Here is a 14,024-nt window from a genome sequence, read left to right as displayed (position 1 = left end):
CTGTGCGCCAGCGCACGCACGCGCGCCTCGCGCGGACCGCGCCGCCATGCCTGCCTGGCGCGGGGGACGCTGCCAACCGCACGTCGGCAGCCCGTCGATCCGCCGGGACGCGTCTGCTCACAAGTGCCCCGACGGCAGACCCGCGTTGCGTGGTGCACCGCACGGACGGCCGCCCGCGCGGCCCACAGACTGCAGGCGCCCGTGCCTTGCCCGGCGCCTGCTTCCCCCGGCTCCGCTGCGGGTCCCCACCACCCTCGCCTTCCGACGGACACCCGATGGACATTTCACGACTGATGGCCATCCTCGGCGCCCGCTGGCGGGCGGTGGTGCTCGCCGTCGCCGCCGTGCTGGCGCTGACGCTGGCGGTGCACGCCGCGCTGCCGCCGCGCTACACCGCCGCGGCGGCCATCGTGCTGGACGTGCGGGGGCTGAACCCGGTGCTCGGTGTCGCCGAGGCCCGCGCCGTGACGCCGCGCAACGTGCTGGGCACGCAGGCCAGCATGGTGCGCAGCGACGGCGTGGCGCGCCAGGTGGTGCGCCGTCTGCGGCTGGTGGACGACCCAGCGCAGCGCGCCGCCTGGCAGCGCGCCACACAGGGCCAGGGCGACGCCGAGGCCTGGATCGCGGCGCGGCTGCTGAAGTCGCTCGACGTGCGCCCGGCGGCCGAGGACAGCAACGTGCTCGACCTGCAGTACGCGGGGCCCGACGCGGTCCAGGCCGCGGCCATCGTCAACGCCTTCGCCGACGCCTACCTGGCCACCGCGCTGTCGCTGCGCAGCGACCCGGCGCGCGTCTCGGCGGCGTTCTTCACCGAGCAGGCGCAGGTGCTGCGCGCGCAGCTGGAGGTGGCGCAGTCGCGCCTGTCGGCGTACCAGCGGCAGAACGGCATCGTCGGGGGCGACGAGCGGCTCGACGTCGAGACGGCCTCGCTCAACGCGCTGAGCGCGCTGCAGATCGAGGCGCGGGCGCAGCGCATCGAGACGTCGTCGCGCAGCCAGCAGGCCCAGGCCCGCGCCGGCAGCAGCCCCGACGTGCTGGTCAGCCCGGTGGTGCAGCAGCTGCTCTCGAGCCTGGCCGCGGCGCAGGCGCGCCTGCAGGTGGCGCGCGGCAGCCTGGGCGCCAAGCACCCGCAGCTGCTGGCCGTCGCCGACGAGGTCGCGCAGCTGCAGACCGAACTCGACCGCGAGGTGGCGCGCGCCGCGGCGTCGCTGCGCATGGGCGCCAGCATCAACGAACAACGGGAGGCCTCGCTGCGCGGCAGCCTGGAAGCCCAGCGCCGGCGCGTGCTGCAGCTGAAGACCGCGCGTGACGGCATGAGCATGCTCGAACGCGACGCCGAGAGCGCCCGCAAGGCCTACGAACAGGTGCAGCTGCGCCTGGTGCAGACGCGCCAGGAAAGCAGCAGCCCCAGCCCGGAAGCCAGCATCCTGAGCGTCGGCGTGGCGCCGTCCGAGTCGTCGCGCCCCGGCCTCGTGCTGCTGGTGCCGCTGGGGCTGGCGCTGGGCACGGTGCTGGGCGTGCTGGTGGCACTGCTGCTCGACCGCCGCCGGCCGCTGATCCACTACCCGGCCGACCTGCGCCAGTGGGGCGTTCCGCTGCTGGCCGTGGTGCCGCATGCACGCCTGCCGGGCAGCCGCAGCCGCCCGGTGCTGGGGGCGCCGGCATGAACAAGCCGCTCGGCCTGTTCAACGCGCCGGACCTGCGCGTGCAGCACGGCGACGACCAACCGATCGGCATGCGCCTGGTGGCGCTGGGGCACCTGCGCGCCGACGACATCCCGACCATCGCCGACGCCCAGCGCGGCACGCGGCTGCGTTTCGGCGAGACCGCGATGCAGCTGGGCCTGGTCAGCCGCGAGGACGTCGACGCAGCACTGGCGCGCCAGCGCAACGTGCCGGGCATGCCACGCTGGGCCGACGGCAGCGAACTGGTCGTCTCCACGCATGCCACGGACCCGGTGGCCGAGTCCATCCGCACGCTGCGCGCGCAGCTGGCCCTGCACTGGATGCACGAGCGGCAGACGCAGTGCGTCAGCATCGTCGGCGCGGCCCGCGGCGAGGGTCGCAGCTTCATCGCCGCCAACCTGGCCGTGGCCTTCGCGCAGCTGCAGGAACGCACGCTGCTGATCGACATGGACCTGCGGCACCCGCGCCAGCACGCGATCTTCCGCGTCGACAACAGCCGCGGCCTGAGCACGCTGGTCAGCGGGCGCGGCAACGGGCACGAGATCCAGCGCATCGACGGCTACGGGTCGCTGAGCCTGCTGCCCGCGGGCCCGCGGGCCCCGCATCCGCAGGAGCTGCTGGCGGCACGCACCATGGGCCCGGTGCTCGAGCAGGCCCGGCTGCACCACGACATCGTGATCATCGACACGCCCGCGTGGAGCACCGGTGCCGACGCCCAGATCGTCAGCGCGCAGGCGCGGCAGGCGCTGCTGGTCAGTGCGCCGGGACGCGCCTCGCGCGACGACGTGGCGCTGCTGGTGCACGCGCTGCGGCAGGTCGGCGTGGCCATCGTCGGTGCCGCGGTCAACCGCCGCTGACGCGCCGACGCGGCATGGCCACCTTCAGCGCCGGCAGCATCGCCGCCGTGGCGCCGCCGGCCCGGACGGGCGTGGTGCCGGCGGGGGCGGCCGCCGCCCCGCCAGGCGCCGCGGCTCCGCCTCCGGCGCGGTCATCGGTCAGGGCGCAGCGGCATGCAGACGGACAGGCACAGGCTCCAGCCCACGCGCCGGCCCGCTCGTGGGGCCGCACCGTGCTGCAGTACACGCCGCTGCTGGCCGTGACCGTGCTCGCCAAGCTCTCCCTGCCGCCGCTGGGCGCGATGGGCCTCGGCGCCGACGTGCCGATCCTCGTGCTGGCGACGGCCTGGGGCCTCGCCAGCGGCCTGCTGCGCGTGCACCGCGAGCGGCTGATGATGTACCTGGCGATGCTGGCCTGGCTGGGCTGCACGCAGCTGTTCCGGGACGCCCCGTTCTCGCCCGCATCGCTGCTGCTGCTGGCGGCGTTGTTCCTGCCGCTGACGCTGCGGCTGCGGCCCGAGCGCGGCAGCGTGCAGCGCCTGGCAGGCGCACCGCCGCTGGCGCGCGCGCTGCAGCGCATGGTCGACCTGGCCGCGCTGTTCGCCGCGCTCGGCGTGCTGCAGTTCGCGCTGCAGCATGCGCTGGGCACGCGGCTGGCGTACCCGGTCGAGCACTTCGTGCCGCCGGCCTGGCTGATCCAGAAGTTCAACACGCTGATCCCGCTGGACTACGGCAGCACGACGCTGAAGTCCAACGGCGTGTTCTTCCTGGAGCCGTCGTTCTTCAGCCAGTTCATGGCGCTCGGCCTGCTGCTCGAGCTGTCGCTGCGCAGCCGGCCGCTGCGCGTGCTGCTGCTGGTGGCGGGCCTGGCCGTCAGCTACTCGGGCACCGGGCTCATCGTCGCCGGCGTCGGCCTGCTGGGGCTGGTGGTGGTGAAGGGGCGCTGGGACCTGCTGCTCGTCGGCGCGCTCGTGGTGCTGGCGCTGGTGCTGCTGGACGACCTGCTGCCGCTGCAGCCGCTGCTGCGCCGCACCAGCGAGTTCCAGTCGGCGCATTCCAGCGGCTCGGCCCGCTTCGTGGCCTGGGTCGACATGTTCGACCGCCAGTGGTGGCCCGAGCCGGCGCGGGTGCTCTTCGGCGCCGGCGCCGGCAGCTTCGCCAGGCACGCCGCAGTGGCCCGCCAGGCGACGGCCGAGATGTCCTTCTCCAAGATGCTGTTCGAGTACGGCGTCACCGGCGCGGTGCTGTTCTTCGGCTTCCTGGTGGCCGCGATGAACAGCGTGCGCGCCCCGCTGGCCTTCCGGCTCGGCCTGTGCACCACCTTGCTGGTGAACGGTGCCTTCGTCGCCTTCCCGGTCGGCATCGCGGCCAGCGTCCTGCTGTGGCCCGCGCGCGCCGCCCGCCCCAGTTCCACCCACCGCAAGAGGCCGACCCCGTGATGAGCATGACGACCTGGCTGCTGCTGGCCATCGGCGGCGGCGCGCTGCTGCTGGCGCTGCACCCCTTCGTGACCTACCCGCTGTCGCTGCTGGCGCTGCGGCGCTGGCGGCGTGCAGCGCCGGCACCGCCGCCCGGCGGCGCCGCAGCCGTGCCGCCCCGCTTCGCGATCTGCACCTGCGCCTACAACGAGGCGCGTGTCATCGAGGCCAAGCTGCTGAACCTGCTGGCGCTGCGCGCGCAGCATCCGGGGCTGGAGATCCTGGTCTACGTCGACGCATCCAGCGACGACACCGCATCGATCTGCAGTCGCTACGCCGACCGCATCCAGCTCGTGGTGTCGGACCGGCGCACCGGCAAGACCCACGGCATGAACCAGCTGGTGGCGCGCACGCAGGCCGACATCGTGGTCTTCACCGACGCCAACGTGATGCTGGACCCGCAGGCGCTGGCGCACCTGGCGCCGTACTTCGCCGACCCCGACGTGGGCTGCGTCTGCGGCAGCCTCGTCTACACCAACGCCGCGGACTCGACCACCGCACGCACCGGCTCGCTGTACTGGCGGCTGGAGGAAGGCATCAAGCGGCTGGAGACCGACACCGGCTCGGTGATGGGCGCCGACGGCTCGCTGTTCGCCATCCGGCGCGCGCTGCACCGGCCGCCGCCCGACCACATCATCGACGACATGTACGTGTCCTTCCGCGTGCTCTGCGGCGGCCGGCGCATCGTGCAGGCCACCGACGTGCGGGCCTACGAGGAATCGGTGTCGTCGATGCACGAGGAGTTCCAGCGCAAGGTGCGCATCGCCTGCCAGGCCTTCAACGTGCACCGGCTGCTGTGGCCGCGGCTGCGGCGGCTGCCGCTGCTGTCGCTGTACAAGTACGTGTCGCACAAGCTGCTGCGCTGGTTCACGATCTACCTGCTGGCCATCGCCTTCGTCGCGCTGGCCGCCGCGGCGCTGGTCGCCGGGTGGCCGCTGGCGGCGGCCGGCGGCGTCGCGCTGCTGGCCACGCTGTGGCTGCTGGGGCACCGGTTCCCGGTGCAGCCGGTGGCGCAGCTGTTCGACATCCTCAGCGCGATGGCCGGTGCCGGCGTCGGCGTCTGGCGCTCGCTGCTCGGTGACCGCTTCCAGACATGGCAGCCGGCCGCGTCGATCCGCAAGCCCTGAGCGGCGCGGGCGCCGGAAGCGGCAGCGCCGGCTACAGCGCCAACATCAACGGCCTGCGCGGGCTGTGCGTGGCGCTGGTGTTCGTGTTCCACGCCGCCCGGTCCGGCCTGACGCCGCCGGCCGTCGGCGCGGACTGGCAGCGCGCGCTCGACTGGGGCGTGGGCGCGATGGCCCACGGCGTGGAGATCTTCTTCATGATCAGCGGCTACGTCATCGTGCTCAGCCTGCGCCGGCACGCCAGCGTGCGCGGCTTCCTCGTCGACCGCTGCCTGCGCATCCTGCCGCTGTGGGTGCCGATGGTGCTGCTGATCGGCCTGCTGTGGCCGTGGCTGGGTGGGCGCGCGCAGCCGTCGCCGGGCTTCCTGGACTGGCTGGGCATCGTCGCGGCCAACGCCCTGCTGCTGCCGCCGCTGTTGCCGCTGCCGCTGCTGCATCCGGCTTCGTGGTCGCTGACGGTCGAGGCGCTGTTCTATGCCGTGGCGGCCGCGATCGCCACGCTGGCGCAGGCGCGGCGCCTGCCTGCCGCCGTGCGCGGCCTGGCCGCGTCCGTGCTGGTGGCGGCCGTGGTGCTGCTGCTGCCGGTGGCGCTGTGCTTCGCGGTCGGCGTGGCGGTGGCGCTGGCGCCGTGCCGGGCGCTGCCCGCGTCACGCTGGCACGGGCTGGCGACGCCGGCGCTGCTGGCCTTCCTGCTGCTGTGGCGTGCGGTGGACGCCGCCGGGCTGGAGACCGCCGCCACGCTGCCGGTGCTGCTGCAGCAGGGCGGCGGGCCGGCGCTGGTGGCGGCCCTGTCGGTGGGAGGCTGGGCCCTGGCCTGCCTGTGCGCGCCGGGGTCGCAGGCCATGCCCCTGCTGCGCACGCGGCTGCTGCAACGCCTGGGCACCATCAGCTACAGCTTCTACCTGTGGCACCTGCTGGTGATGTTCGCGGCCAAGCGCGCCGTGCTGCGCCTGTGGCCCGACGGGGCCGGCCAGTGGCCCGCGACGCTGCTGTTCGCGGCCGTGTCGCTGGCGTTGTCGTGGTGGCTGGCCAGCCTGAGCTGGCGCTGGATGGAGCAGGCCTTCGGCGGCTGGCTGCGCGCGCGCCTGGGCCTGCTCAGGCCGCGCGCACTGGCGCTGGCGCCGTAGCGGCCGGCGCCAGCGCCAGCACCGCGTCGCGCAGGGCCACGCCGCGGTCGGGCCAGTGGAACAGCGCCGCCGCTGCCGCGTGGGCCTGGCGCTGGCGCCGGTCCAGTTCCGCCAGCGCGTCGATGTGGCGCACGACGGTGTCCACCAGCGCGTCCAGGTCGGCGCAGCCCAGCATCGCCGCGCGCACTTCGGGCGGCAGGCCCGCGGCGGCGGCGTCGAGCGTCACCACCGCGACGCGGCCGAACACGTAGTCCAGGAACTTGAGCTTGAAGCCGCCGCCGATGACCTCGGGCACGATGGCCAGCCGCGCCTGGCGGAACAGCGGCGCGATGTCCTCGACGAAGCCGTGCAGCGTGGCGCTGGTGCAGCCGGCGAGCTCGGCACGCAGCGCCGCGGGCACGTCGCCGACCACGTCCAGGCCGATGCCGTGCGCGGCGAACACCCGGTCGGCCTGCTGCACCAGCGCGCGCAGGTTCTCCTGCTTCGCGACCCAGCGGAACGAGCCCACCATCACCACGCGCCGCGGCGTCGCGGGTGTGAGCGTGCGGTCGGGCAGCTGCAGGCCGCCGAAGCCCGGCGTCAGCACCAGCGACGGCCGGGCGCCCGGGGTGCGCGCGAAGGCCGCCGCGTCTTCGGCCGTGATGCAGCACAGCAGGTCCACCGACGTCGCCAGGCGCTGCTCGACGCGGCGCAGCTTCTGCAGGTTCTGCCACAGCCCCAGGCGGCGCAGCGGCGCGCCGCGGAACAGGCGCACCATGTCCTGCCACAGCGTGGTCTCGTGGTTGTGCGCGACGTGCACCACCACCGGCCGTGCGGTGCCGGGCTGCGCGCTGCGCAGCACCTGGGGCAGTGCCCAGCCCATGCCGTAGTGGTCGAGGACGACGAGATCCCAGCGCTCGGCCAGCAGCGCGGCCAGGCGCCGGCGGTAGGCCGGCGTGGCGTGGATGGCGCCGTTCAAGGGCTGCGGGCTCAGCAGCGCGCGCCAGGTGGGCGCGGCGCCGCCGCCGACCGCGTCCCAGCGCAAGGTGCCGGCACCGGGCGGCCGCGGCGCGGCGTCGTCGACCGGCACCGGTCCGGCGGCGAGGCCGACCAGGTGCACGTCGCAGCCGCTGTCGGCCAGCGCACGCGCCAGCCGCGCCGAGTAGATGCGGTCGCCGCTGTCCTGCGGGAACGGCAGCGCCCGCGCGAGCCACAGGCAGCGCAGCGCCGGGGCAGCCGCGGGGAGCGCGGGCGGCGGCGTCATCGCGCGCCGCCCCCGGGGGTGGCAAGGTGGCGCCACAGCGTCCTGCGGGCACCGCCCGAGAGCACGGCGGCGCACAGCGCGTACAGCAGCGCGCCCGCCACGCCGCCCAGCGCCAGCACCGGCAGCGGCCCGACCGACAGCGCCTGCAGCGCCGGCAGCCCGGCGTGCACGGCCGCGCCCATCAGCAGCGCAGCCGCGAACGGCACGCGCACCGCCGCGGCCAGCGCCGACCAGCCGATGCCCGCGTGGCGCCGCACCAGCCACAGCACCAGCGGCACCACCACCAGCAGCCGCAGCACCCAGGCCAGCGGGCTGGGCCACAGCAGCATCATCAGCACCAGGCTCGCCAGGTCGGCCAGGCTCACCCACAGGCCCAGGCGCGGGCGCCCCAGCGCCACGAACAGCGTGCCGGCCAGGTAGCTGGGGCTGCGCAGCGCCTGCGCCAGCGCGAACCAGGTCACGAGGCTGGCGGCCAGGGCCCAGCCGCCGTCGCCCACCCACTGCACCAGCGGTTCGGCCAGCACCGCCATCAGCACCAGCACCGGCACCATCACGGCCGACAGCCGCTTGGTCGTGCCGAGGTAGGTGGCGACCAGGTCGCGGGTGCCGTCGTCACCGCGCACGGCCTGGGCCGCCGCCGCCAGACGCGACAGCGCCACGCGCGTGACGCCCGTCACCAGCACCGAGACCAGCATGTCCACGACGCGCAGCGCCAGCGCCACCTGCCCGACCACGGCGGCCGGCAGCACGAAGCCGCAGGCCACCTGGAAGCCGCGGCCGAGGTTGGCATTGATCAGGCCCGAGGCCGAGTTCCAGGCCGCGAAACCCGCCAGGCGCCACGCCGGCAGCAGGTCGCGCGTCAGCTGCGCCTTCGGGGCCCGCACCGCCAGCAGCAGCAGCACCAGCGACGCGGCCGCCACGTTCTGGTTGAGCACCAGCGCCCACACGCCCGCGCCCTGCCACAGGGCGACGATGGCGGTGCCGCCGGCCAGCAGGCGGCTGCCGGCCATGGCCAGCGCCAGCGGGCGCATCGCCAGCTGGCGGCGCAACTGCGCCACCGACATCGCAGACCACGCCGCCAGCAGCACCGACGGCGACATCCACAGCACCAGTTCCGCCACGCCCACCGGCGTCCCCGGCGCACGCTGCGACGCCGCCCAGCCGCTGGCCAGCCCGATGGCCAGCACCAGCACCGCCGCCACCAGCAGGCCGCTGGTGTGGGCCGCGTCCACCTCGGCGGGCAGCAGCCCCGGCCGCTGCACCACGACGTCGTGGAAGAAGCTCTCGACGAACGAGCAGGCGATCTGCACCAGCCCCAGCGCCACCGCGACACGGCCGAAGGCCTCGGCGTCGAGATGCCGCGCCAGCATCGCCAGCACCAGGAACGCCACCAGCGCCAGGCTCAGCGATTCCAGGCTCGACCAGAGCATGGGTCGCGCGCGTGCAGCCGGGTGGTACACGGTGGATGGTTCAGCCACGCTGGTAGACCCGGATGTGGTCGATCTCGAAGCGGCCCGGCCACGGCGTGCTGGCGTCGGGGTCGGGCACCCAGTGGGCGTCGTGGCTGCCCACGGCCAGGTTGGCCAGCAGGTACATCGGCTCGTGCAGGCCGTGGCGGCCGCTGCGGAAGTGCACGCGGCCGTCGATGGAGAAGGCCACGTCCTCGGCCGTCCACTCGGCGGCGTAGGTGTGGAAGCCGTCGGTCGTGTCGACCACGCCGTCCAGCCAGCGTCCGCCCGGCTGCGCCGGCGACCGGCCCTGCTCGATCACGCCCACGTGCACGCCGTGCGGCCGTGCGCCCGAGGCCTCGACGACATCGATCTCGGGCGGCCACACCCCGCGCTTGGACAGCAGCCAGAACGCGGGCCAGAAGCCGCGGCCGGCCGGCATGCGCGCGCGCATCTCGAAGTAGCCGTAGCGCTGCCAGAAGCCCAGCTCGCTGGTGATGCAGCCCGAGCTGTAGCGCTGCCCGCCCAGCACGGCCGACAGGGGCGCGGCCAGCGGCTCGGCGCGGATGCTGAGCACGCCGTCGTGGATGGAGAACGGCTGCAGTCCCAGCGCCACGCCGCCGCTGCCACGGTAGGCGACGTCGACGTAGACCTGCTTCTCGCCGTTGATCGCGGTGCTGCGCGCGTGGCGGTAGCGGCTGCGCCAGGCCGGCGCGCCGGGCCGGCCGCCGCTGGCGGTTTCGTTGATGCGTGCCGTGTCGGGTGCATCGAACTCGTCGCTGAACGTCAGCCGGTAGCCCGGCGGCACGAAGGCGCCGGCAGCGCCCGCGCCGAGCAGGGCCGACGACAGGAAACCACGGCGGGCCGCATCCATGCCGGCGGCCTCAGCGCGTGGCGGCCGCGGCCAGCCGCGCACGGCGGCGCAACAGCGCCATCGCCAGGGCGTGCAGCGGCGGGCGCAGCAGCTCGCGGTAGACGCTGAAGCCCGTGAACGCCGCCAGTGCCAGCCAGCGCGGCGTGCGCAGCCCCAGCCGGGCCGCGTAGGCGGCGTAGTACTTGCCGTAGAAGTAGCGCGTGTAGTGGACGGACCAGACCAGGCGCCGCCAGGTCTGCGTGCGCTGCCCGCCGGTGCGCACCTGCGACAGCGGCAGGTGCAGGCTGTGGCAGTCGTTGGTGACCCAGATGGCGTGGCCGTGCACGAACAGGTTCATCTGGTAGTCGCTCTCCTCGCGGTAGCCGTTGCCGCGCGCATAGGCGGCGTCGAACGGGTACTGCAGCAGCAGCGACCGCCGCGTCAGGATGATGGCGTTGGTGATGGGCTGCTGCCGGTCGCCGAGGAAGCGCGCGCCGTTGACGTATTCGCACAGCACGGGGCGGAACGGCACGGCGTTGCGCAGCCCGGTTCCGAAGCGGCGCAGCGCGTCGGCCGTGGTCTCGCCCACTTCCATGTACACACGCCGGCCCGAGACCGCGCCGGCGCCCAGTGCGAGCAGCTTGGCCAGGCAGGTGCGGGCGTAGCCGGCCTCGAGGAACTCGTCGTCGTCGCAGAACAGCACGAAGTCGTTGCTGCAGGCCTGCACGCCGATGTTGCGCGACTGCGAGGCGCCGAGCCGCCGGGCGTTGCGCAGGAACTGCATGCGCACGGCGGGATGCGCACGTGCCACGGCGCGGAGCACGGCCTCCGTGTCGTCGTCGCCGGCGTCGCTGACGAAGACGATCTCGTCGACGTCGGCCTGTGCGAAGTAGCTCGGCGCGACGATGCGCAGCGTGTGCGCCCGGTTGCGGGTGGGGACGACGAGGCTGATCACAGCCGGTCCGACTCCGCTGCCGTGTCCTGGCGCGACCAGGCGGGCGGCGGCTGGAGCGCCTCGGCCGGCCGCGGGGCGGACGCCCCGTAGGCCGCGAGCAAGGTGTCCTCGAAGCGGTGCTGGCCGAAACGCTCGAGCGACAGCGCGCGGCCGGCCAGGCCCAGGCGCTCGCGCAGGCCGGGCGCGTCGGCCAGTTGCGCGATGCGGGCGATGACCTCGGCCTGGTCCTGGCACAGGTAGCCGGTGACGCCGTGCAGGACGACGCCGCGGTGCGCCGGCGTGTCCAGGGCCACGCAGGGCAGCCCGGCCGCCATCGCCTCGGCCAGGCACAGCGGAAAGCCGCGGCCGCTGGCCAGTGCGACGAACATCCAGGCCGCCGCCAGCCGCGTGGCGCGTTCCGTGTGCACCTGTGTCGAGAAGACGCCGACGTGGGCGGCGTGCATGCGCGCCGCGGCCACCGCGTCGACGGGGCCGATCCAGTTGAAGGCCAGCCCGAGCGCGTCGCCCCCCAGCAGCACCGCCAGCTGGTCGAACGCCTCGGCGCCGCGCACGTCGCCGGCGCGGCTGGCCGAGACGACCAGCGGGTGGCGGGCGGCGTGTGCCCCGACCTCGAAGTAGGCGCGGTCCACCGGGCCCTCGATGAGCGCCACCGAGCGGTGCAGCCGGCCCTGCAGTCCGTCGGCCTCGGCCGTGCCGTGGCCGATGGCCCGGGCGGTGGCCGCGCCGCGCCCGCTGCGGCCCAGCAGATGCGCCAGCGTGGCCAGCGGCCGCAACGTGCCGAGCGCGCTGCTGCCGTGCGGCGAGTAGAAGGCCGGCGTGGACGAGTCCAGCGCACCCAGCACGCGCTCTCCCAGCAGGCAGGCGACGAAGCCGTGGAGGTGCACGACCTGCGGCCGCTGTTCGGCGACGCAGGCCGCGAACGCCGCGCCGAGTGCGCGCCACTGCGCCACCGGGTTGCGCTGCGCCGCCACCAGCACCAGCGCGGCGCTGGCGTCGAGCTGCGTCAGCCACGGGCGGCTGCCGGGGTGGTCGATCAGGACCACGGTCTGCGCGCTGCCCGACCGTGCCAGCGCGGCGGTGGCCGGACCGAGCAAGTGGACGATGTCGGCGTCGAGCTGCGACACGAGGTGCACGACGGCGTTGTCGTCGCCCGCGGGCGGCAGTGCCGCCGCGGGGTCGGTCCCGGACCCGGCGGTCCGCTGCTGGGCCGGCGGCCGGGGGCGGTCGAGCGGAGCGGGCATGGCGCGCACTCAGCGCGCGCCGTCGCGCGCCAGCACGACCTGCACCGTCTTCAGCAGGATGCGGACGTCGAGCCAGGCCGAGCGCCGCTCCACGTAGTGCTTGTCGAATGCGACGCGCTCGGCATAACTCGTGTTGTTGCGCCCGCTCACCTGCCACAGGCCCGTGATGCCCGGCCGCACGCTCAGGTAGTGCCAGCGCACCTGGCCGTAGCGCGTGAGTTCGCCCACCGTCACCGGCCGCGGACCGACCAGGCTCATCTCGCCCCGCACGACGTTGATCAGCTGCGGCAGCTCGTCCAGGCTGGTGCGGCGCAGGAAGTTGCCGACCGCGGTGACCCGCGGGTCGTTCTCCAGCTTCTGGTCGCGCTGCCACTCGGCGCGGGCCTGCGCGCTGCTGGCCAGCAGCGCTGCCAGCGCCGGTTCCGCATCGCGCAGCATCGTGCGGAACTTCAGGCAGCGGAAGATCTTGCCGTCGTGGCCCACCCGGTAATGGGCGAAGAAGATGGGCGCACCGTCGCGGCGCCAGATGAGGAAGGCCACCACCGCCAGCACCGGCGCCAGCAGGACCAGCAGCAGCAGCGCCAGCACCTGGTTCAGCAGCAGGTTGTCGGGGTCCACGAGCATGCCGAGCGCGCCGCGACGCCGGCCCACGGACTTCGCGCCGTCGACGAAGGCCTCGGCCTTCATCGCAGGCGACCGGCAGGCCGGGGCGGATGGGAGCGGCCGCGTCCGGGCGGGTGCACCCCGGCGGGGCTCGAAGTCGCAACTGGCTGCATCACGGGTTCTCGCTGGTGGGCGCCGACGACTCCGGGACCCGGTGTCACTCTGCGCTGCGGCCGAGACTACGGGCCGGGCCCGCGCAGGGTCCGTGCGCTGCCGTACATTGCACTGCAGCAATGTGCGCTGGCACGGCACGCCGCACCCTGTGCGGAGCCGCACCGCCCGGTGCCACGGCACTCGGTCTGGCAGCGCACAGATGCGCACGGCACCGCGGCCGTAAGGTCTGCCTCCGCCCTGCCCGTCCTGCCATGTCCTGGCAGCGCGGGCTGCACCACCAGCCGCTGGCCACCACCTGGAGCCCTCTCATGCGAATCCCCACTTCACGCCCGTCGCCGGGTGCGGCGCGCGCCGCCCTGCTTGCGCTGACCGCCGCCGCGGCCGTTGCGCTGTCCGCCTGCAACAAGGCTCCCGACGCACCGCCGGCCGCGCCGCCGGCGCCCACCACCATGGGCACCCAGATCGACGACGCCGGCGTCACCGGCCGCGTCAAGGCGGCCCTGCTGGCCGCACCCGACGTGAAGAGCGCCGACATCAGCGTGCTCACCGTCCAGGGCGAGGTGCAGCTGTCCGGCATCCTCGACAACCAGGCCCAGATCGACCAGGTCGTGCAGATCGCGCGGGCCGCCGACGGCGTGACCGGTGTGAAGAACGAGCTGAGGATCAAGCAATGACGGACACCCACCCGCTCACCGACGTCGCAACGCTGCGCCGCCAGGCCCGCCAGCACATCGAGCGGGGCGCCGTCACGGCAGGCTATGGCGCCGACCGGGACCGGGTGCTCGCGCTCCTGAACGAAGCGCTCGCGACCGAGATCGTGTGCGTGCTGCGCTACCGGCGCCACCACTTCATGGCGCGCGGCATCCACGGCCAGAGCGTGGGTGCCGAGTTCCTGGTGCACTCGAACGAGGAGCAGGGCCACGCCGACCTGCTGGCAGCACGGATCGTGCAGCTCGGCGGCGAGCCCGACTTCTCGCCCGACCGCCTGCGCGAACGCAGCCACGCCGAGTACGTGCCCGGCAGCACGCTGGCGGAGATGATCCGGGAGAACCTGGTGGCCGAGCGCATCGCCATCGACAGCTACCGCGACATGGTGGCCTACCTGGGCGACCAGGACCCGACCACCAGCCACCTGCTCAAGCAGATCCTGGCGGTGGAGGAAGAGCACGCCGACGAACTGGCGGATCTGCTGGAAGGCATGCCCGCGCACGACGTCTGAACGATGCGCCGCCGGGCGCGCAACGCGATCCGGCGAGG

General features: G+C 74.4%; 12 protein-coding genes and 1 pseudogene. 7 read left to right on the top strand and 6 right to left on the bottom strand.

Annotated features, from left to right (window positions below; all coding sequences use genetic code 11):
- Positions 1-275 precede the first annotated feature (275 nt).
- The 5 genes from ACPOLB_RS00595 to ACPOLB_RS00575 are packed head-to-tail and all read left to right on the top strand — an operon-like array spanning position 276 to position 6,250.
- A complete protein-coding gene (locus tag ACPOLB_RS00595; protein ID WP_425259338.1) occupies positions 276-1,667 on the top strand; it encodes a Wzz/FepE/Etk N-terminal domain-containing protein in 1,392 nt (463 codons plus the stop codon).
- Positions 1,664-2,542, top strand: coding sequence for a polysaccharide biosynthesis tyrosine autokinase (locus tag ACPOLB_RS00590; protein WP_425259336.1), 879 nt, complete (start codon positions 1,664-1,666; stop codon positions 2,540-2,542). The genes ACPOLB_RS00595 and ACPOLB_RS00590 overlap by 4 nt, the downstream gene beginning before the upstream one ends.
- Before the next feature lie 14 nt (positions 2,543-2,556).
- Entirely contained in the window at positions 2,557-3,960 is a 1,404-nt protein-coding gene (locus ACPOLB_RS00585) for a hypothetical protein (protein ID WP_425259335.1), read from the top strand.
- Positions 3,960-5,126 carry a glycosyltransferase family 2 protein gene (locus tag ACPOLB_RS00580; RefSeq protein ID WP_425259333.1) on the top strand — a complete coding sequence of 389 codons (1,167 nt, stop codon included), beginning with the start codon at positions 3,960-3,962 and terminating at the stop codon, positions 5,124-5,126. Before ACPOLB_RS00585 ends, ACPOLB_RS00580 begins: the two co-directional genes overlap by 1 nt.
- Complete coding sequence (locus ACPOLB_RS00575; RefSeq protein ID WP_425259332.1) at positions 5,093-6,250, top strand: acyltransferase family protein; 1,158 nt, start codon at positions 5,093-5,095, stop codon at positions 6,248-6,250. The genes ACPOLB_RS00580 and ACPOLB_RS00575 overlap by 34 nt, the downstream gene beginning before the upstream one ends.
- Here the strand turns inward: ACPOLB_RS00575 and ACPOLB_RS00570 are convergent.
- From ACPOLB_RS00570 to ACPOLB_RS00545, 6 genes and pseudogenes are all read right to left on the bottom strand, one after another.
- The gene (locus ACPOLB_RS00570) at positions 6,219-7,493 is read right to left on the bottom strand and encodes a glycosyltransferase (RefSeq protein ID WP_425259330.1); all 1,275 of its coding nucleotides are present in this window, start codon (positions 7,491-7,493) and stop codon (positions 6,219-6,221) included. The two genes, ACPOLB_RS00575 and ACPOLB_RS00570, sit on opposite strands and share 32 nt — an antisense overlap.
- Entirely contained in the window at positions 7,490-8,971 is a 1,482-nt protein-coding gene (locus ACPOLB_RS00565) for an oligosaccharide flippase family protein (protein WP_425259329.1), read from the bottom strand. Before ACPOLB_RS00565 ends, ACPOLB_RS00570 begins: the two co-directional genes overlap by 4 nt.
- On the bottom strand, positions 8,964-9,815 hold the full coding sequence (locus tag ACPOLB_RS00560; protein ID WP_425259328.1) for a glycoside hydrolase family 16 protein: 852 nt from the start codon (positions 9,813-9,815) through the stop codon (positions 8,964-8,966). Before ACPOLB_RS00560 ends, ACPOLB_RS00565 begins: the two co-directional genes overlap by 8 nt.
- 10 nt (positions 9,816-9,825) lie before the next feature.
- Complete coding sequence (locus ACPOLB_RS00555) at positions 9,826-10,749, bottom strand: glycosyltransferase family 2 protein (RefSeq protein WP_425259327.1); 924 nt, start codon at positions 10,747-10,749, stop codon at positions 9,826-9,828.
- The gene (locus ACPOLB_RS00550; protein WP_425259325.1) at positions 10,746-11,990 is read right to left on the bottom strand and encodes a glycosyltransferase family 4 protein; all 1,245 of its coding nucleotides are present in this window, start codon (positions 11,988-11,990) and stop codon (positions 10,746-10,748) included. The genes ACPOLB_RS00555 and ACPOLB_RS00550 overlap by 4 nt, the downstream gene beginning before the upstream one ends.
- A 9-nt stretch (positions 11,991-11,999) precedes the next feature.
- Positions 12,000-12,572, bottom strand: a pseudogene (locus ACPOLB_RS00545) (sugar transferase); the annotation flags it as partial.
- A gap of 503 nt (positions 12,573-13,075) precedes the next feature.
- Here ACPOLB_RS00545 and ACPOLB_RS00540 point away from each other — a divergent pair.
- Positions 13,076-13,441, top strand: coding sequence for a BON domain-containing protein (locus ACPOLB_RS00540; RefSeq protein WP_425259324.1), 366 nt, complete (start codon positions 13,076-13,078; stop codon positions 13,439-13,441).
- The gene (locus ACPOLB_RS00535) at positions 13,438-13,986 is read left to right on the top strand and encodes a ferritin-like domain-containing protein (protein ID WP_425259323.1); all 549 of its coding nucleotides are present in this window, start codon (positions 13,438-13,440) and stop codon (positions 13,984-13,986) included. The genes ACPOLB_RS00540 and ACPOLB_RS00535 overlap by 4 nt, the downstream gene beginning before the upstream one ends.
- The last annotated feature ends 38 nt before the right edge of the window (positions 13,987-14,024 follow it).

The organism is Rubrivivax soli (assembly GCF_049810355.1).
In the GTDB taxonomy this organism is placed as follows: domain Bacteria; phylum Pseudomonadota; class Gammaproteobacteria; order Burkholderiales; family Burkholderiaceae_C; genus Rubrivivax.
This window is presented reverse-complemented; position numbering and strand designations above follow the sequence as displayed.